Annotated in this window: 13 protein-coding genes; 7 read left to right on the top strand and 6 right to left on the bottom strand. The window is 38.8% G+C overall.

The features are described from left to right. Nucleotides 1-3: 3 nt before the first annotated feature. The 4 genes from AN392_RS11350 to AN392_RS11335 form a co-directional block, all read right to left on the bottom strand. Nucleotides 4-1,755: a DEAD/DEAH box helicase gene (locus AN392_RS11350; RefSeq protein ID WP_055012783.1), complete on the bottom strand. Its 1,752-nt coding sequence runs from the start codon at nucleotides 1,753-1,755 to the stop codon at nucleotides 4-6. Between the two features lie 167 nt (nucleotides 1,756-1,922). After that, on the bottom strand, nucleotides 1,923-4,814 hold the full coding sequence (locus AN392_RS11345) for a TonB-dependent siderophore receptor (protein WP_055012782.1): 2,892 nt from the start codon (nucleotides 4,812-4,814) through the stop codon (nucleotides 1,923-1,925). Nucleotides 4,815-5,184: 370 nt separating this feature from the next. Continuing rightward, a complete protein-coding gene (locus tag AN392_RS11340; RefSeq protein WP_010388230.1) occupies nucleotides 5,185-8,052 on the bottom strand; it encodes a TonB-dependent receptor domain-containing protein in 2,868 nt (955 codons plus the stop codon). 307 nt (nucleotides 8,053-8,359) lie between these two features. Next, nucleotides 8,360-10,708, bottom strand: coding sequence for a DNA polymerase II (locus AN392_RS11335; protein WP_055012810.1), 2,349 nt, complete (start codon nucleotides 10,706-10,708; stop codon nucleotides 8,360-8,362). A 60-nt stretch (nucleotides 10,709-10,768) separates the two neighbouring features. On the opposite strand from AN392_RS11335, the gene dinG reads away from it, so the two are divergent. Genes dinG through AN392_RS18470 form a run of 6 tightly spaced genes read left to right on the top strand, consistent with a single transcriptional unit; the run spans nucleotide 10,769 to nucleotide 15,585 of the window. After that, nucleotides 10,769-12,844, top strand: coding sequence for an ATP-dependent DNA helicase DinG (gene dinG, locus AN392_RS11330; RefSeq protein WP_054202434.1), 2,076 nt, complete (start codon nucleotides 10,769-10,771; stop codon nucleotides 12,842-12,844). Further along, a complete protein-coding gene (locus tag AN392_RS11325; RefSeq protein WP_054202433.1) occupies nucleotides 12,844-13,620 on the top strand; it encodes a TSUP family transporter in 777 nt (258 codons plus the stop codon). Before dinG ends, AN392_RS11325 begins: the two co-directional genes overlap by 1 nt. Nucleotide 13,621: 1 nt before the next feature. After that, nucleotides 13,622-14,230: a primosomal replication protein gene (locus AN392_RS11320; RefSeq protein WP_054202432.1), complete on the top strand. Its 609-nt coding sequence runs from the start codon at nucleotides 13,622-13,624 to the stop codon at nucleotides 14,228-14,230. Continuing rightward, nucleotides 14,230-15,117, top strand: a complete 888-nt coding sequence (locus AN392_RS11315) for a histone deacetylase (protein ID WP_055012781.1) — start codon at nucleotides 14,230-14,232, stop codon at nucleotides 15,115-15,117. The genes AN392_RS11320 and AN392_RS11315 overlap by 1 nt, the downstream gene beginning before the upstream one ends. 50 nt (nucleotides 15,118-15,167) lie before the next feature. After that, a complete protein-coding gene (locus AN392_RS11310; RefSeq protein ID WP_054202430.1) occupies nucleotides 15,168-15,440 on the top strand; it encodes a late competence development ComFB family protein in 273 nt (90 codons plus the stop codon). Then, nucleotides 15,433-15,585 carry a YbaM family protein gene (locus tag AN392_RS18470; protein WP_010388219.1) on the top strand — a complete coding sequence of 51 codons (153 nt, stop codon included), beginning with the start codon at nucleotides 15,433-15,435 and terminating at the stop codon, nucleotides 15,583-15,585. The genes AN392_RS11310 and AN392_RS18470 overlap by 8 nt, the downstream gene beginning before the upstream one ends. Nucleotides 15,586-15,587: 2 nt before the next feature. Here AN392_RS18470 and AN392_RS11305 read toward each other — a convergent pair whose 3' ends face one another. Beyond that, nucleotides 15,588-16,115 carry a sel1 repeat family protein gene (locus tag AN392_RS11305; RefSeq protein ID WP_054202429.1) on the bottom strand — a complete coding sequence of 176 codons (528 nt, stop codon included), beginning with the start codon at nucleotides 16,113-16,115 and terminating at the stop codon, nucleotides 15,588-15,590. Between the two features lie 244 nt (nucleotides 16,116-16,359). Continuing rightward, nucleotides 16,360-18,516 carry an exonuclease domain-containing protein gene (locus tag AN392_RS11300; RefSeq protein WP_055012809.1) on the bottom strand — a complete coding sequence of 719 codons (2,157 nt, stop codon included), beginning with the start codon at nucleotides 18,514-18,516 and terminating at the stop codon, nucleotides 16,360-16,362. 194 nt (nucleotides 18,517-18,710) lie between these two features. On the opposite strand from AN392_RS11300, the gene AN392_RS11295 reads away from it, so the two are divergent. Continuing rightward, a complete protein-coding gene (locus AN392_RS11295) occupies nucleotides 18,711-20,135 on the top strand; it encodes a sugar porter family MFS transporter (RefSeq protein WP_055012780.1) in 1,425 nt (474 codons plus the stop codon). The last annotated feature ends 34 nt before the right edge of the window (nucleotides 20,136-20,169 follow it).

Below are 20,169 nucleotides of genomic sequence, written 5' to 3'. Positions count from 1 at the left end.
AGCCTATCGGCTTAGCTGGTTTGCTTTTCTAAAGCAGCCTTTATAATCAAAAAGTTTATCTGATACTTTCCAGCCATATTTTTTACTTTTTCTAGCAATCACAAAATCCGGTGGTATTAAATCAAACTGGGCTTTTATAACTTGATCTGCACTGATAAATTCAATTGGTGACTGTCCCTGCCCTACACGCTTACCAAATTGCTTATTAAAATAATACTTTGATCCTTTGTTTGCTAAATCAAAAACTTCATCACAACTGGCTCCGTCTTCATCAAAATAAGTAACTTTTAACAATTGCTCTTTAAGTTTAGTCACACTCAAGCCACTACAACGAAGGACTAATGCATCTTTAAGGTTTAACGCATTACGAAGCTTATCATCAGGATCGGCCATCACAGCACCACAGTCATGGCATTTTCGAGCAGCAATATCATTTTGTGCGCCGCACGGCTCACACTCTTTAAAACGAAAACGATAATCACATTGCTCGCTTACCCCATTATCGTCTTCTAATAAGCCTTGGCAACGCCTACCAAAGTGCTCGATTACTTTGCCATCAGCATCTGTCTTTCCCCAAAATATATTGGCAAAGCCACACCCAGGACACAGCACTTGCACGGGTTCATTATCGCTATCGCCTTTTTTATCGCCTACCTCAGGGTAGAACAAGTCAAAGCCATTACCCGCATAGTCAATCACTAAACAATCATCTTTACCCTCAGCCAACCTTAAGCCTCTCCCAACAATTTGCTGGTATAAACTTACCGACTCAGTGGGGCGTAAAATAGCAATAAAATCTACGTGGGGTGCATCAAAGCCGGTAGTAAGAACCGATATATTCACTAAATACTTTAATTTTTTAGCTTTAAATTGTTTAATTATTTTATCGCGTTCGCTATTGGGAGTATCTCCGGTGATCAGCGCACTTTGATCCTCGGGTAAATAAGTCATTATCTCTTGTGCATGCATAACCGTAGCTGCAAATATCATCACGCCATGGCGGTTCTCACTATATTGAATAACTTGCTGTAAAATTGTTTGAGTTGCACGGGTCGATTTTTTTAACAGCGCATTCATATCCTCATTACTATACTGCCCAAATGCATTGCTAGTTAAAGATGAAAAGTCATAATGGCTAATTGCAGCATCAACCTCTTTAGGGGGAGTTAAGTAGTTATGCTTGATCATATAACGCAAAGGTAATTCAAAAATACAGCGTTTGAATGGGCTTTCCTTATTACCACGCACAAAGCCATGATAATGATGCTGATAAATCCAGCCTAGCCCTAGTCGGTAAGGCGTCGCGGTTAAACCTAATACTTTTAATTCAGGGTTGTGAGATTTAAGTGCATTAATAACTTTTCCGTATTGGCTTTTCTTTTCGCCATTTACTCTGTGACACTCATCAATAATAAGTAATGAGTAGTGCTCATTAAGTTTATTTAGATTACGCGATAACGACTGCACACTGGCAAAGGTAACTTGGTGGGTTAACGATTTCTCTTTGAGACCTGCGGAAAATATACTCGCCTCAAGACCAAAGCTTTTATATTTTTGAGCATTTTGCTCCACTAATTCTTTTACGTGCGCCAACACCAATATTTTTTGTTTAGCAATACGCGCAAGTTCAGCTATCACCAAACTTTTACCCGCACCTGTAGGTAAAACAATAACAGCAGGTTCGTTAGTTTTTCTAAAGTGTAAAACGGTGCGTTCAACCGCCTCGCTTTGGTAGGGTCTAAGGGTGTAGGTCATTTAAGGATACAGAAGATTTAATAAGTGTAATACTAACAAAAAGTTTATTACATTACGAAGACGCATTAATGATGTTTGAGAACATAAAAAATTATAGATTGCCTGATTATTTTTTAGAAAATAAAAAAGGGCTGATAAATATCAGCCCTTTTCATTATCTAAATATATTAGAAACGGATGTTTAATCCAATGTTGATACGACGACCATACACATCAAAGAACTCACCATCATCATAAGTTCCAGGATTTCTTGGTGGTGTAACGTCGAATAAGTTAGCAACACCAGCACGTAACTCAACCATATCATTAACGTTATAACGTGCATTTAGATCCCACTCAGTATAAGAAGGTACATCGTTATAATCATTATTTTCTATTGTCCACTCTCTATCAAGAACAGTAGCATGGCGGTATTTACCAACCATACCAACATATAAGTCTTCATAGCTGTAGCCAATTGTTAAATTACCTTGCCAACGTGGGTATCTAACTTCACCAACTGTCGGTGTCATTTCATAGCTTTCGCTTGAAACATCAGTATTGAACTCTCTGTGTTCTAAGTAGCTTGCAAGTAAGCGAACATCAAATAAACCAAACTCTGTTTCATACTTATAGTTACCCTCTAAATCAACACCTTTCAACGCATAAGATGCTAAGTTGTATGGACCGTTACGAACAAGAGTAATATCTAGTGTTGCAGGATCACGGTCAACTAGAGCACATGCGCTGTTATCAAGGCTTGAAGCTTCATAACAGTCATTTACTACACGCTGCGCACCTAGCGAGTTTATTGCGTCTTCAACATCAAAACTCCAATAATCAGCAATCAAAGTGATATTTTCTGTTGGCGTATAAATCACACCAAATAAAGTATCATCTGATGTCTCTTCTTGTAATTCAGGGTTACCCGAGTTAACACTTGGCGGTGTAACTTGACGCCAATCCTGTGAAGGTCTCCAATCACCGTCAAGAATCCCTGGGTTAGGGATACCAGCAGCTTTACAGTTAGCAATTAAATTAGCTTTTTTAGAGTCATTAGCTGTTGCTATGCGTGTTTGATCACAAGGGTCGCCATAAGAAGCGAATGATTGAGTACCTGCAGCGTATAACTGAGATAATGATGGAGCACGAACTGATTTTGATTTTGTACCACGGAAACGAAGCTGATCGTTCATTGCATAGTTGAAACCAACTTTCCAAGCAACATTATCACCTACTGAAGAATAATCCATGTAACGTGCAGCAAGCTCTAAGCTTAGAGAGTCAACAAACGGCGCATCCACTAATAAAGGAATAGAAGTTTCAATACCGATTTCATCAACTGTAAATTCACCATCCCAAGCTTTTACAAAGTTACCAAACACTAGGTTATTTTGCATAGCAGCACCAGGCTCATTAGAACCTGTTTCTTTACGATGCTCAGCACTAAGTGCAAAAGAAACTCCACCCGCAGGCATATCAAAAGCATAACCAGAGATAACACCACCAATTACTTGTTGCTGTTTAACTTTTGAAATTGAAGCTGATGTTGTTACATAGTCTAGTGCCTCTTGCGACGCACCGTTTAAGCCAAATAGGCTTAATGGTTGACAGCCATCTAGTGCACCAAGAAGGGTTCCATCAGCGTCTCTGTTAGCACAACGAATTTCACCATCTACCATTACAGCATCAATAGCTTTATTGAAGTTTTCTTCTAAAAACTCACCATTCCAAGTTGTGTCATTTTTATTACGACCATAGCTAAAATATACTTCATAATCATATTCTTCTAATAATAAACCTTGGAATGAAAGAGTTGTATTAAATGAAGTACGATCATCTTCATAAGTACGATTACCGAAGCCTGAAGCTAACTTATATACAGTGATGTTTCTATCATCAGCATAGCCTGCATCAGCAAACTGGGCTTTAGCATCTGGGTGCCAATATGCGTTATCTGCACGAAGACTTTCAGCAAGAAATATTGGGCTACTCTCTGCGTAAGCACTTGCTTTAGAGAATGAAACCTCAAAATTCATTGAATGGTCGTCATGGTACTGATTTACCACGTTTGTAAAAACATTGAAACGGTTAAGTGGCGTTGCCAAATCTTGGTGTTCAATAAATTTGTAACCATTTGAGAACTCATCACCAAAATAGCGAAGTTGAGAATTTGGAGCGGGCTGTGTCTTTCCACCAATCTCAAATGGTATTAGCTCACCATTGTCCCCAAAAACATATTGACCACCTGGTAAAAATGCATCACCAGCACGATCATATATACCTAACGTCTGAAGCCCAGGATTTTCAGCATAAGTTCTTGCTGGAATACCGTCTTTATCATCAACATTATCAGGGTTTAGCATTGTGTTGATAGGGTTTCTGAGGAAGTCTCGATCTTGTGCTTCTAATTGCTCTGTTTCAGAGTAAGATAAGCTTGTAATGAAGCTAGTTTTTTCGCCTTCACCACCAAAAGTGAATGAGAAAAATTCAGAACCACCGCCATTTTGCTCAGGCATAGATTTTTTGTAATTAAAATCGATAGTATCTTGAGACTTCTTCAAAATAATATTTACAACACCAGCAACGGCATCAGAACCATAAACTGCTGATGCACCACCGTGAACGATATCCATACGTTCAATCATTTCAGTCGGAATACCATTTAAGTCAACAGCTGGATTATCAACCGATGCACCTACGTAACGACGACCATTAACAAGAACAAGGGTACGACCTTCACCTAATTGACGCAAGTCAGTTGTATTAATACCTGCACCAAAAATTGTGTTTGTTGTAGTTGTTGGGGCAGAGCCAACACCTGAAGATGGAAGTTTCTGTAATAGATCAGCTACGTTTGTAATACCGGCATTCGTAAGTTCAACACCTGTTATAGTTGTAACTGGTGTTGGAGAAACTTCAGAGAAGCGCTTAATACGTGAACCCGTAACCTCAATTCTTTCTACTTTTTCTGCATTTTCTTCTTCTGCAGCAAATGTACTTGCTGAGAAAGCAGCTGTAGATGCTGCACCAAAAGCGATCGCTAAACGAACTGCTTTTGAAACTTTATTGTTTAACATGTGATTCTCCCTAGAACACTATTATATTTTTATTATTTAACAAGAAGTTTATAAACTTGCTAAGTTCCTATAATAATCCTAGATGAAGTTAAAGGTCAACACAGCATTAACAATAAAAACAAAAGTAACCAAATTTAAGTCTTTACTTTACATTCACACAAGAAAAACCAAGCATTTATGACTAGACCGTATTTTTAAACTAATCAAATACAGCTACAACCGCAAAATATCATTACTAATAAATATCTTTTTCTCTAGAAGTTAATTAACAAGAAATCAAAATCATCCTGCTCTTTAGCCAATTTTTAAAATTTTCAAAAAAAAAGCCCATAACAAGTATGGGCTTTCATTTATTTTTGTAACTATTTTGTTAGAACTTTAAGTTAAAGCTAACATGTACAAATCGGCCTAAGGTATCATAAAAACCAGCAACAGTATTTGCATTACTAGCAATTGTGTTACCCACCATTGGAGGCTCTTTATCGAAGATATTATTAATACCACCTGTAAATGTAACATGCTCATTGTATGAGTAAGTACCAGATAAATCGATGAAACTATAAGAACCAATCCCGCCATTTTCAACTAAAGATTTATCATCAACACCATCATAATCGATACCACCGTAATAGCGCCATTTAGCGCCTATACGCCAATCGTCACGGATGTAGTTAATATTAGAAGTATGACGCCATTTTGGTGAAGCAAAACAGTCTGAATTAATATTACCAGCACAGTCATATGCTAAAGATGAATCACCTAGGATAGGCTCAACCTCTTTCTTCATGCTGTAATAACCGTTGATGTCAAACTTCAAAGTTGCATTTTCTAGATCCATTGAATATGCAGCTGTAGCATCAATACCTTCCCATGTTCTACCACCAATGTTATCGCTAAGGTTGGTTACAAAACCTGCTTGACCTAACCAAAGGCTTCCTGATGGGCTACGAGTAATGTTGTTACAGAAAAATGCATCGCCAGTTTCAGCACAGTTGTTAAGTATACGCTCAGCACCAACTTCACCTATAACTTGTTCAATCTCAATTTTGAAGTAATCTACAGAGAAGTTAAAGTTTTCAAAAGGAGAAGCTACTAAACCAATGGTAAGCGTTTCACCCTCTTCTGGTTGAAGCGCAGGATTACCACCAGCTAACTCATTGTATTGTCCAGCAGGTGATTCACCAATGTTACCGTATTGATCAGCACTTACACTAGCATTGGCACATTGACTAGCAGAGTAAGTTGGTCTGTCAGCTGCATCTGCTGCTGCTGGATCACCAGCACAACCATCTGCACCACTCCACAAACCAAGACTTTGAGCTGCGAATAGTTCACCAATATTAGGAGCACGCACAACCTTCGCAAAACTAGTTCTGAACTTGTAAGTATCTGCAAGAGTGTAATCAACACCAATTGAGTAGGTTGTGTCCGAACCAGTTGTTGAATAATCAGACCAACGTGCTGCAGTTGATACATTTAAATTATCTAATACTGGAATTTGTAACTCACCATAAACTTCGTTTACATCAATTACGCCATATAGACTTGGTGAAGGACCACCCTGACCTAATAATTGACCTTCTTCATAAACAGTATCTGATACACGCTCATAGTCTTGTTCACGACGTTCAACACCAAATACCGCACCTACAGGTAATGAAGCCGTAGGTAATGTCCAATCGAACTCACCACTAACATAACCACTGTATATAACTTGAGTAACTAAACCAGTTTGAGTACCAACACCAGCAAGTTGAGCTGCTTGTTCAGGTGTTACTCCACCAAGTTCAAATACGTTGTAATATAAACAACCATCATCTTGAGCACATTCAGTATCTACAGCACCAACACGAGGAGCTATTTTTGGTGCAAGTAAATCATTTTTATATACTGAGCTAGACGTCGTTGCAGAATAATTATAACTAACATCATATGACCAATTATCGTTTAGTTCACCTTCCATACCCGTTAAAATTCTGTATGAAGAATGTTCTAGATTATCAGAACGTGGACCACCTTCAATGTTACGTTTCCCAATGTATGCAACAAACTGGTCACTTCCATCTTGGTTAAACAAACCTTGTAGCTGTTGCTTTTGAGTATCAGACAATAAAGGGTTATTGTAGTCAAATAAAATTTCATCATTATAGAACGTACCAGATTCTGCAATTTGACCTGCAGTTCTGTTATGCATAAAAGAGAATTCTAAATAAGGGCGAAAAGTATCGTTGATTTCATAATCGATAAAAGTACCCAGAGTGAAACGTTCGTTTGGTCTTAAAAAGTGATTAACTGGGGCATAGTTGTAACGATAACCATCATCTTCTCTAAACCCAGAACCATTTGGATCTAAGTATCCATAAAAGTTTTGCTTGTAATCAACTTCGCCGTCAACTACTGGGTAGATATCGAAAAATGGATTTGGAGTGGTACCAGAACCACCACAAGCTTGACCTGCTTTATCTAATGCACACGATGAGTAATCTCGAGAGCCTTGTAATAATTCAGTTTGACGGTTGTAAGTTACATAACCAACGGCATGGCCTTTGCTGCCATCAAATGCACCACCAACAGTGAAATCTATGCTGTAAGATTTGCCATCGATACCAGTGCTACCTGTATCATAGTTGAAGTCTTTTTCATCCATCAAGCCTTGGATGTATTTGTTATCATTATTATGTTGATAACCTGAAGTACCTACGTTGAGTGAAATACCTTCAAACTGGTCGTCCATCACAAAGTTAACAACACCAGCAACAGCATCAGCACCATATATAGCCGCAGCACCACCAGTAAGAACATCTACTCGCTTAATCAACGATGAAGGGATTTGGTTTATATCTGCAACCTGAGAGGTAATACTACCCGCTTGCATTCTTCGGCCGTTAATTAGTACTAATGTTCTATTTGAACCTAAACCACGTAGATCTACAGTCGCAGTACCTGTGGCGCCATTGGCTAAAAATGAACTTTCAGCAGCTTCAATTTGTGGCAACTGATTCAAGATATCTTCCACACGAGTGAAACCGCTTAATTTAATCTCTTCAGCAGTCATTACAGTGACTGGACTAGAAGTTTCTAGGTCTGTACGCTTAATACGAGAACCTGTAACTTGAATACGTTCAACTTTTTCAAGACCTTCCTCTGCAGCTGTTGTGCTTGCAGAAAATGCAGCTGTTGATACTGCACCAAAAGCAATCGCTAAGCGAACTGCTTTTGAAACTTTATTATTTAACATTTGATTCTCCCTAGAATACCATTATGTTTTTTATATTTAACAAATCACCAACACAAGTTGCGTTAATTTGATGATCATAGCCTTATGATAATGCTTACAACGAGGAGCGGTCAACATATAATTAACAATAAATAAACCACGTGAAATAAATAAGACACACTTACAGATAAAAAATTAACATGGTAGTGATTTTATATATAAAGACACTAATTAAATTCACACCTAAACCCCACAAAAATAACTATTTCATAAATTGCAATAAATTTATCGTTGATTACTATTCAATTAAAGCTTTCCTATTTTTATACTAAAACAACGAAGCTTGAGTAGATTCAGATGTTGTGTTTAATGCGCTTAATATCATTTGCGCAACAGGGTCGAGTTGTCTTTGAATGTACAGCGGGTAGTTCAGAGTGTTTTTACCGGTATAAAGCTCAGCGCCGGATACTGCGTAAACATATTCGATTACTTGTCCGCGTTTTATTTCAAACTCAGGATGGCTCGCTTTGTGTTTTTTAACTGCTTGAACGTGAGGTGGGATATTTTTAATATAATCGTTAAGGTGCTGCCCTAAACGCTTTCTATATACTAATTTACGGTCAAACTCACCATTATAAAGCTTTTGAGTGTAGCTATTTATAATATCGTGCAGTTGCTGTATTTCGAAGTTGTCGGTAAATAATGTCTCGAATAACTGTGTTTGAAACTCTTGTGCAAACTCAGTCCAATCGCTACGTACTGTTTCCATACCTTTAAATACAAGTTTTTTCTCATTATTTTTAGTTACTTGCCCCACATAACGTTTTTTAGAACCTGTTTTTTTACCTCGTATAGTTGGCATAAAAAACGGACTGTAATGAGTTTCAAATTCAATTTCCAAATAGCTTTTTAAGTCATAACGCTGCTTTAATTCTACTTGCCACTTTTCGTTGATATGTCGAACAAGTTGGCAGCCAATTTCGTTACATTGCTCAGAGCTTTTATCTTCACTAAGTTTTACAAACGTAGAGTCGGTATCACCATATATTACCTCAAAGCCTTGCACTTCTATCCATTTACGGGTTGTTTGCATTATTTCATGGCCACGTAAAGTGATAGAACTCGATAAGCGCGGGTCGTAAAACCGACAGCCTTTAGAGCCGAGTACACCATATAAACTATTCATAATAATTTTAATCGCTTGCGAGAGCATGGGTTGATTAGTGTCTTTGGCTTCTTGGCGAGTTTGTGTCAGGTGCTCAATTAATTTAGGCAGGTGGTGCTGCGTTCTTGAAAATAATGCCTGATTAAATCCTTCAACTGCTTGTTCTGGCTCATTTAGCCCTACGATTAAGCCTAGCGGGTCAATACAAAACGTACGCATAATTGAAGGGTATAAGCTTTTGAAATCCAATACCAAAACGTTTTTATACAGCCCTGGAGTCGACTCCATCACATAGCCACCAGGGCTTTCAAAAGATAGCCCATGATCGCCTAAATTAGGGGCAACATAACCACTGCGGTGTAATAACGGTAAGTATAAGTTTGTAAATGCGGCAACCGACCCACCCATGCGCTCAAGTTCGAGCCCAGTGATTTGAGTTCTAACTATGGCAAATTCAAATAACTTTAATTTTTCGAAAATTTGATTAACCAAAATACAGTCTTGACGGTTGTAGGCAGCAAGAGCTAGCTTGTCTTCATTAAATTGACGAACAATTTCTGTTAATCGGTTGTCGGTTTTTATTAATTTAGATTCGTTAAGCACCCGCTCTGCAACATTAGCTAACGAAAAGCTGTCAAATCTATAAGTGGCATTCTTCAAGGTATCAATGCCATCAATGACGCACCGCCCTGGGAGCGTTAATCGGGTGTAATGACCCTTGTTAATATATAAAGGTTGATTATCTCGGCCAAAGTTTAGAGTAAGCCCTAACGCCTCAGCGCGTTCTTGCAATAAACTAAAATCAAAATCAATAACATTCCAACCAACAATAACATCGGGGTCATTATTTATAATGTACTGCTGCAGCTTGGTGAGTAGGTTAATTTCGTCATAGCACCAGTCTATTTCAAATGTCGAGTCACTCTGCAGCTGTTGCTCACCTATCATCAATACACAATCTAAACCATTTCCCACCAGTGCAACACTAAATAGCACGCCATCGGCATTGCATTCTATATCCAAAGAAACAGACTTAAGCGTTGGCGTATACTCGGTGTTTGCTTTTAGCTTTGCATTACTAATTTCAATAAAGCCGTTTTGAGCTTTGGCGTTACCGGTTACCCATACACCTCCTTTAATAAAGCGCTCCATTAAAAAGCGATCACTGTGGCGCACATCGGCTTCGTAAATTGGCATTACTTGCTCTAAAAGAGCTCTTGCAGTGTATAGGCTTTTTATATCGTTAAAGTAACAGGCAACACACTCGCTACCACTAAAGTGACAAAGCTCAACATTATTAAACTGGACGTTAACACTCACCTTAGTCAACAAGGTATTCGCTGCCTGCTGCTGTGCTAATGGGATGAAGAATACCGCTTGCTGGTTTTCAATCGTCACTTTTATCGGGCCCTGATCAGAGCTTAGCCAGTAACACAAAGTAATACCTTGTGCATTTTTAGCCCCGTATTGTTGCCTTGATAAAATAAAGCCCTGATAGATTGCTTGTGTCAATGTTCGATCCCACTTAATATATACACTGTAATTATATACATATTTTAGGTTAATCATCACATGCTATCGAGCTCACTTAAAAAAACAATTAGACAAGTACACCAGCATGTTGCAAATAACCTAACCGATTACCGCCCTCGCAGTAGTCAAAACTATTTAGTTGCTGAAATCGCCAAAACATTAGCCGGTGAATACCATAAAAAACAACGTATTTGTGTTATTGAAGCAGGCACCGGCACCGGTAAGTCATTAGCTTACTGCCTAGGCGCTCTGCCACTGGCATTAGCACAAAAAAAGAAACTGGTTATTTCTACGGCTACGGTGGCTTTGCAAGAGCAGTTAATCGCTAAAGAACTGCCGTTTTTTAAAAAGCACTCAGGCCTCGATTTTAAATTTGATTTAGTAAAAGGCCGCCAACGTTATATTTGCGCTCACAAACTTCACAATGCACTAAACAGCGATAGCCAAACTCAAATGGAGTTTATGCCTACCCTTACATCGCCACTAAGTGATATGGAAACTAAGTGCTTAAAGCAACTTTACGATGCCTATGTCAATAAAAAATGGCAAGGCGATAGAGACAGCTGGGCTGATACCATTCCTGATAGGGTATGGGGACTAATCGCCTGCGATAAGCATGCTTGCCAACGCCAGATGAAAGCACACCAAACATGTCCTTTTCAACTCGCCCGCCAGCAGTTAATGCAAATGGATGTATTAGTTATAAACCATTCGTTACTGTTAGCCGATTTAGATTTAGGGGGCGGAAAAATTTTACCCGAACCCGACAATACCATTTATGTAATCGATGAAGCGCATCACCTTGCGCATATTACCCGCGACTTTTCATCTGCTGCAGCTACCATAAAAGGCACGATAGATTGGCTCGACAAACTCACTAAATTTAGTGGCAAAATGGCCAAAGTGTTAGTGGGGCAAAAAGGTATTGGGCAAAACTTTAAGTTATGCGATAGCGTTAACGATGCTAACAAAGATTTAAAAGTAGTCCGCGATATTCTCGACAACGCCGATTTTGAATATTCAAAAGACGATACCTATCGCTTTGAACATGGTGAAATTCCTAAATCGCTACATGCGAAGGCAAAAGACATTAGTGAGGCTACGCTTGATGCTTTACGCTGTTTGAATAAAATGCACGATACCCTCACACAAGATGTAAGCGACGGTGATATTAAACCTTATGTTGCCGACCCCATTCTGGCTGAAAGTGGGCAATACATAAACCGGTTAGAACAACTTAATAAATTATGGTTTAGTTACGCTACTAAAGGCGAAGGCACGCCGCATGCGCGTTGGATAAAACGACTTGAATATAAAAGCCATCATGATCACTTGCTTAGCGACTGCCCCATTGAGGTCGGTTACTATTTAAAAGATAAGCTGTGGAGCGAATGTGCCGGAGCCGTGTTATGTTCAGCTACCTTGAGCGCACTAGGCTCATTTGATCACTTTGCTTATGAAAGCGGTCTTGCTAAAGAAGAAGGGGTAAAGTTTATAAAAGTCCCCTCCCCGTTTGACTACCCAAAACAAGCCACTCTGCGTATTCCGACGTCAAGCATAGAGCCAACAGATAAAGAATTTAGCGATCATATTGCTAAAACATTACCCGAATATCTAAACACTAAAAAAGCCAACTTAGTGTTGTTTGCCTCTTACTGGCAAATGGACCATGTAAGTAAGTTTCTTAGAACAAAAGGATTTAACTTATTAGTACAAGGTGAAATGTCACGAGAAGCTTTACTCAAATTACACACTAAAAATATTGATGAAGGCAAAGGCAGTATTTTATTTGGCACCCAAAGCCTTTCTGAAGGACTTGATTTACCTGGTAAATATTTAGAAAACCTGATTATTACAAAAATTCCATTTGCGGTGCCCACCTCGCCTATCGAAGAAGCACAAGCGGAGTTTGTGCAAAGTAAAGGCGGTAATCCGTTTTTATCTATAACCGTGCCAGACGCAGCAAAGAAATTGGTACAAAGCTGTGGTAGACTGCTGCGCAAAGAAAGTGATATTGGCACAATAACTATTTTAGATAGACGCTTAATCACCAAACGATATGGCAAAGCCATGCTCGACACCTTACCACCTTTTAAAAGACAAATAGATTACTGATGTTTGAACTTGCACTCGACCCAACAACTTGGGCTATTTTATGTGGCGTTGCACTTTTAGCGGGCTTTATTGATGCTATTGCTGGCGGTGGTGGTTTACTCACTGTACCGGCACTGTTAACGGCGGGATTACCTCCTCATTTGACGCTCGGCACTAATAAATTGGCCGCCAGTTTTGGCTCGTTAACTGCCAGTATTACCTATTATAAAAAACAATTATTTAACCCACGATTTTGGTTTGCTTCTATAATCGCCACCGCCATAGGTGCCTTGTTAGGCACACTCATTGTTGATCATTTAAGCATTGAATTTTTAAATAAGCTCTTACCCATTATTATTATTTTAGTGGCTTGCTACAGCTTGTTTGGTAATTTAAGTACCACACAAAGCGACGACCTACCTGAATTAACCCGCGCAATAAAAATTAAACAGTGGCTACAAGGGTTAAGCCTAGGCTTTTTTGATGGTTTGGCGGGGCCTGGAACGGGAACTTTTTGGACTGCCTCAAACGGTATGCTTTATAAAATGAGTTTGCTACTTAATTGTGGTTTGGCGCGTTCAATGAATTTTGTTTCTAACTTTATCTCGCTGATCACCTTTGTTGCACTTGGCCATGTTAACTTTTTACTGGGAATTACAATGGGCTTCTTTATCATGCTTGGTGCATGGTTTGGCGCACATTCAGCGATTCGTTTTGGCAGTAAATTTATTCGTCCAGTATTTAATACTATGGTTATACTTTTAGCATTAAAACTAATTTACGAGGCATACTTTTAATATGCAATCTGCTGCTTTAGACAAACTACGCCAACAAGTTGCCACGCTTAAGCAACAGGCAGAGCAATTCGACAAAGCAAAGCTCTTTTCTAAAAACCGTTATATGCAGGCACAGCCGAGCCTATTTGACAGAGCCGTGTTTAGCACCAAAAGTATGAACTTAGCCGACTACGTAGTAGAAATAGAAGATGAAATAGCTAGCCTACCACCGAGCGAACACCGCCATGCTTACACCTATGCACTTGAGCGTATTGCCAGTCAGGTACAAGCGGTATTTAATGTTATTAAATCGACCCCTATTTGGGTGAAAGAAAATAAAAGTCATTATAAGCCTCGTGCTAAACAGCCTGTTTATAAACAAGCGGTGCAAAAAATCATGCAATCATCCCACGAATTATATGATGAACTTAAACAAAACCATGAATTTGAACGTCGCCTAGTACTGATGATTGAAGAGCGTAAACTGCAAATGGAAAAAGCATCGCCTGCGCAAGCACAAAAGCTTAACCAAGAAATTTTAACTACTCATGCACGACTCGGCCGTTGTAGAAAAGCAATTTCTGCCACCGAAGACAAAATTCAACAAGTAGAAAAACAACAGCTACGCTAATGCAGCTTTTTTATCACCCTCTCTACTCTGCTTTAACGCTCCCTGAGCGCCATCGATTTCCAATTAAAAAGTATCAACAGCTCAAGCATGAAGTTGAACGTTTAGGCTATACGCGGTTTATATCGCCTTCGACAGCAACTAAAGCGCAGTTAAGCTTATGCCATAGCTCAGATTATATTGCTGACTTTTTAAACGGGTCGTTAACTGACAAAGCGGTTAAAAAAATGGGATTTCCTCACTCTTATAAACTTGTTGAGCGAACTCTTTACTCTGTTGGTGCCAGTATTCAAGCCGCTGAAACAGCACTTGAAAGTGGTTTAGCGGCTAATTTAAGTGGCGGCTATCACCATGCTTACAGCAATTACGGCAGTGGCTTTTGTATTTTTAATGATTTAGCCATTGCGGCAGCGCATCTTATTTCAACAGAGCAAGCCGACACTGTATTAATATTTGATTGTGACGTACACCAAGGTGACGGTACCGCGCAAATAACCCAACAGCACGAGCAGATAATTAGTTGCTCAATTCACTGTGAACAAAACTTTCCTCGGCAAAAACAGCTCTCAAACTATGACTTTGGCTTACCTGCAAACACCACAGATGCAGAGTATTTAACAACACTAGAGCAAGCTCTTGAGTTATGTGTTCGTCTCCACCAGCCCGATATTATTTTATATAATGCGGGCGCCGATATTTATACCAAAGACGAACTCGGCTTATTTGATGTTTCTCTAGCTGGTGTGTATAAACGCGACTTTGCTGTTCTTAACTTTTGTAAGCAGCGAAACATACCACTGACGTGCGCTTTAGGTGGCGGTTATCAACGTAACATCAACAATTTAGTTAGTGTCCATAAGCAACTATTTAAAGCGGCTCTCGATTTATAACAATCCTTGGTATAGACTCATTACAGACAATAAAAAAGAGTGACAGGAATATGCGATTAGATGACGACATACACAATTTTTACGAAAAACTCGTTTTAGAAGAAATAGAAAAACGTAAACTTAATGAACGTTACAACGACGATGTAATGGCTGACTTTTGCTGCACCGTACTCAATCAATTACCCCCACGTTATATTAGATACGATGTAGATATGGCGTTTTATTTAACTCAAACAGATCGTTTAGATATGGAACAACGCGTAGAAGTTGCCATTAATTTTGCGATTGATCAGATTGCTAAAAAGAAAGATATTAATGAGTAACCCGTTAGAAGAAGCTCCTACACACGTGAAACTGGCTGTTGATTTAATTATGATTTTAGAGCAACACGATGTAGAGCCAGAAGAAGTATTAAAAGCGCTCGATATCGTAAAAAGTGACTTTGAGAAAAAGCTAGTTAGTAACTAGCTTTACTCTATTGTTTGTATTTCATGAACAGTGACAACACCATCGTGTTTATTACAATCAATTTTAATTTCGCCGAATGTGCGCCTAGGTGATGTTGACCTACGGCAGGTCATGTTTTGAGCTTTAACACCAAATTGTTCAATATAAACGGCAACAATTGCATCTATTTCTTGCTTCTCTTCTGTTGTCGCAGCGGCATAAAAAGTATCATATTGTTGTGACCAATTTTCAACGCCTGCTTCTGCAGCAACACCCAACCACCCCATACCAAGCTTAGTTGATTGCTCTAAATATTGTCCTTTTAAAAACATAAACGCTAGGGTGTATTGTGCACTTTTATAACCGAATGCAGCGGGCTCTTCTAAATAGTTAAAAGCCTCTTCAAACTCCCCTTTTCTGTATGCCTTAACACCATTATATTCTTTTTTCTTCATAGTATTATCGCTGTAAAGACTTATTGGTGACGAATTACAGCCAGTTATTAAAGCCATCAATACCAGCAAAGTGGCACTCAATTGTCGATGATTCATTATTATCCTTAATTTATTATTGTTTTTGCCCAGAAACATACACCACTTTTAAAACACCCGCCCTAAAAGTTGTTAATATAAATTTAATATTATCATGGGATTGCAAAGCTTACAGCGATTATTTTTATAAGCGCAGTTTTAATCGGCCATTAAAAATAGATAAACCTAATTTTTTAATACCCTGTATTTATACACAAGGCACTTTACTACTTTAAGCAAAATACATTTAACTGGCTCAAATTTATCACTGACTGTCCGTTTGCTGAACAAGTAATAATAACTGCGCGGCCGCTTTAGCATCGTCTAATGCACGGTGATGGTTGGTTAAGTCTAAATTAAAGTGTGCAGATAAATTTCCCAGCGAATACGATTTTAATCCCTTAAATGCTTTACGTGACTCAACAACGGTACATATTTTTGGCATTTTAAAGTTGATTCCCAGCCCCTCAAGCTCTTTTTTAATAAAGCCATAATCAAAATTAACATTGTGAGCGACAAAAATACTACCCGAAAGCTTATCTAATAAAGTCGAAGCAATGTCGCTAAATATAGGCGCATCACTTACCATGGCGTCGTTAATACCGGTTAGTTTAGTAATAAAACGAGGGATAGGCCGCTCTGGGTTTATCAGCGTAGTCCATGTATCAATGATGTTGCCTTGCTGTATTTTAACAACACCAATTTCGGTAATTCGATTACCACCCTTTAATCCCCCTGTTGTTTCAATATCAACAACACTATAAATCCGCTTAGGATCTACATACCAGTTTACCGCTGCAATATTTACGATAAAGCCACAGCTTTTTAAATTATCGATACTCACTAACTGGTTTCTTTTAAGCTTATCGCCAGGCGCTTTAACCTCTTCAAAATGAACGGCGTTATTATCAACAATCATTAAATCGGGATAACCATCTTTTAATTGTCGGTAGTTTTTTGCCATGTTTTTTAAATGGCTTAATAGCGCATTTATTGGGCTGTTTAAAATAAGCATCTCTAATGGCTTTAATACATCTTTGTGCCATCTAAATAAGCCATTTGGTTGCTCATAATACTTCGCGGCATGGTTACACACTAAACGCAGGAATTTTGGGGTACTATTACACGTAGCTAGCCGCGCTTCTATTTGTGAGGATTGATTTAAGTAAAAAGAGTCTGTTTTTAACGCTTGCGGGAAAATATCAAATTCATTACAAGGAGGCGTCGGAGTTTCAATAAACAGCTCTTGCCAAAAAACCAGTGCAAATAGGCTTTGCCACAAGGTATTCTCAGTATAAAAAACCTGCTTACCTTGACGAGTGTAGTGCTCGCTTACACCTAACTCAACATCTCCACGGTAAAGCTCATCAACTTCTATAATACAACGTGTACTGGCTAACATTTCACTGAGCCGCGAACGGGTTTGCTTGTTAAATTTACGCATTAAAAAGTCATCTGCGAAATACAGTAACTCATCGGTGAGCGGGTTTTCTATAATCTTCTCAAGCTGCGCTTTTACCCATTGCTTATTACCCTGTCGATATTGCTCCCTTATTTGAATCTCGAGGGCTTGTGCATCGTCTTCGCAGGCATTAAGTAAATCATACGCAAGTGTTGGGTTAGTTGTTTTTAGTTGCTTATAAAGTATAACCAGTAACTTGTTTTTTAACTCTTGTGCAATAACCCCTACTGCTACTTCATTTATTAGCTGCTTTGCTAGTTCCTCTCTTTCATTGTCATCTTTTGTATTTTTAAGCGTTAGTCGCAAACGGTTTAATGCATAGTTAGACTGCGCTTCCTTTATTGAATCAAAGCGCGATAAGCTTTCATTATGCTCTTGCCTAACAGGTGTTACGCCTAAATCTCGCAGTACAAATCGATTTTGATGATTAATATCGCCTGCACTGAGCCTGCCAATATATAAAAATTCAAAATACTCGTAATACTCTTCTCTATTATTTATCACGTACTGATTATATAAATGTGCAAGACACTCTGGCTTAGATTCAAAGAATGAAATAGCTATTTCAACTAAGTTACTTTTAGCAGCGCTTTTTTTAAATAATGGCGTTTGTTCTTGCTTTTCTAGCAGCTCTATTAAGGCCGGTTTTGTTAGGTGACTTAGTAGCTGCCTATGATCTTTATCAGAGGGTTCTACAATTAACTTTGCCGCTTTTAATTTAAAAAGTGCTTGGTATGGCGAGCTAATTTCTTCGTAGTTTAATGATTGGGTTTGAACTAAATAAGGCTTACGAGAATAAATGCGCGCCAACATACACTGGCTCTGCTCGTCGAGCGCGTTTATTTTACTAATAAATGAAATATGCTTTTGCTCGAGTAAATGCATGCATTTCTCGCTCACAAAAGTTAATAGCTCTCTAAAATGTGCCAAATAATATTTCGCTGGTAACTCTTTTTTCATAAAACCGCCCACACTGTATATAAAAACAGTATCTAGCATCTCATTATTTTTATCAACCCAATAAAAATTTTTTATGCATACGTATTACTATTGAAATATCTTTTTTAGCGTGATTACTCTGTGCTAAGGTTGCCCGCAAATTATTAGTGGCACTTTAACTACATTACACATAATAAAAATTAGGATTGAACAACATGACGACACAGCATGCAACTAAAGGTGAGCATAGCGCACAGACTAAGTGCTCGCTTTTTTATGTTATTTTTATATCGGCCGTTGCCGCTATTGGTGGCTTTTTATTTGGTTTTGATTCAGGCGTTATAAATGGCACCGTATCGGCATTGGGTAATACATTTAATTCAAGCAGTGTTGCAACTGGTTTTAATGTTGCATCTGTATTATTAGGCTGTGCATTCGGGGCATTCGCCGCTGGCCCATTAGCTGACAAGTTTGGCCGTCGCGCTATTATGATTGTCACTGCCATTATATTTGCAGTCAGCGCTTTTGGCTCTGGCATTGCAGATAGTTCTGCTGAGTTTATTTTTTACCGCTTGTTTGGTGGGTTAGGTATAGGTGCTGCCTCGGTTTTAGCGCCTGCTTATATAGCAGAAGTTGCTCCTGCGAGTCTACGTGGTCGCTTAGCTACACTGCAACAACTCGCTATAGTTCTTGGTTTATTTGCAGCTTTTTTAAGTAACTACCTAATTGCTAACGCTGCTGGCGGTGCCGAGGGTATTTTAATGTTAGATTTAGCCGCGTGGCGCTGGATGTTTTGGGCTGAACTTGTTCCTGCAGGCTTATTTTTAATTGGTGTACTTTTTATTCCAGAATCACCGCGTTACCTAGTTGCACAAGGTAAACTTAAACACGCTAAAACTGTATTTAACAAAATCTCAAATGATAATGCAGATACACAAATCAGTGACGTTAAGCAGTCTCTGCAAAGTGATAAAAAGCCAAGTATTCGCGATTTATTTATCGATGGCAGTAAAAAAGTACACCCTATTGTTTGGGTGGGTGTAGCTTTATCTGTTTTCCAACAATCCGTTGGTATTAACGTGGTATTTTATTACGGTTCAGAGCTATGGCAAGCCGCCGGTTTTGATGAATCACAATCACTGTTTATTAATGTACTTGCCGGCACCACCAATATTTTATCTACCTTTATTGCTATTGCCTTAGTCGATAAAGTAGGCCGCAAGCCACTATTGTTGGTAGGTAGCTTAGGTATGTTTATTAGTTTAAGTGCACTTACTTACACCTTTGGTAGCGCTGGACTTGATGAAGCAGGCAAGTTGGCACTTAGCGAAAATATGGGTACCTTTGCATTAATAATGGCTAATTTGTTTGTGGTATTTTTTGGCTTAAGTTGGGGCCCTATAGTGTGGGTGCTACTTGGCGAAATGTTTAATAACCGTATTCGCGGTGCGGCCCTTGCTGTTGCAGCTAGCGCGCAATGGATAGCTAACTTTGCTATTACTATGACCTTCCCGATTATGCTCGGCAGTATTGGTTTAGCTGGTGCTTATGGCTTTTATGCCTTATCGGCATTTATTAGTGTATTTTTTGTGGTCAAATACATCAAAGAAACACGCGGTATGAAATTAGAGTCAATGTAATTACTTAGCCTGAGTAGCATCGACTTTCCATTAG

This window comes from Pseudoalteromonas sp. P1-16-1b (assembly GCF_001401785.1).
Classification (GTDB): domain Bacteria; phylum Pseudomonadota; class Gammaproteobacteria; order Enterobacterales; family Alteromonadaceae; genus Pseudoalteromonas; species Pseudoalteromonas undina.
The sequence above is the reverse complement of the archived record's forward strand: the minus strand, read 5'-3'. Positions and strand labels throughout refer to the sequence as shown.

Excerpts from the sequence above, each read along its gene's own strand:
- AN392_RS11350 (WP_055012783.1), bottom strand. The coding sequence starts at position 1,755 with ATGACCTACACCCTTAGACCCTACCAAAGCGAGGCGGTTGAACGCACC.
- AN392_RS11345 (WP_055012782.1), bottom strand. The coding sequence starts at position 4,814 with ATGTTAAACAATAAAGTTTCAAAAGCAGTTCGTTTAGCGATCGCTTTT.
- AN392_RS11340 (WP_010388230.1), bottom strand. The coding sequence starts at position 8,052 with ATGTTAAATAATAAAGTTTCAAAAGCAGTTCGCTTAGCGATTGCTTTT.
- dinG (WP_054202434.1), top strand. The coding sequence starts at position 10,769 with ATGCTATCGAGCTCACTTAAAAAAACAATTAGACAAGTACACCAGCAT.
- AN392_RS11325 (WP_054202433.1), top strand. The coding sequence starts at position 12,844 with ATGTTTGAACTTGCACTCGACCCAACAACTTGGGCTATTTTATGTGGC.
- AN392_RS11320 (WP_054202432.1), top strand. The coding sequence starts at position 13,622 with ATGCAATCTGCTGCTTTAGACAAACTACGCCAACAAGTTGCCACGCTT.
- AN392_RS11315 (WP_055012781.1), top strand. The coding sequence starts at position 14,230 with ATGCAGCTTTTTTATCACCCTCTCTACTCTGCTTTAACGCTCCCTGAG.
- AN392_RS11310 (WP_054202430.1), top strand. The coding sequence starts at position 15,168 with ATGCGATTAGATGACGACATACACAATTTTTACGAAAAACTCGTTTTA.
- AN392_RS18470 (WP_010388219.1), top strand. The coding sequence starts at position 15,433 with ATGAGTAACCCGTTAGAAGAAGCTCCTACACACGTGAAACTGGCTGTT.
- AN392_RS11305 (WP_054202429.1), bottom strand. The coding sequence starts at position 16,115 with ATGAATCATCGACAATTGAGTGCCACTTTGCTGGTATTGATGGCTTTA.
- AN392_RS11300 (WP_055012809.1), bottom strand. The coding sequence starts at position 18,516 with ATGAAAAAAGAGTTACCAGCGAAATATTATTTGGCACATTTTAGAGAG.
- AN392_RS11295 (WP_055012780.1), top strand. The coding sequence starts at position 18,711 with ATGACGACACAGCATGCAACTAAAGGTGAGCATAGCGCACAGACTAAG.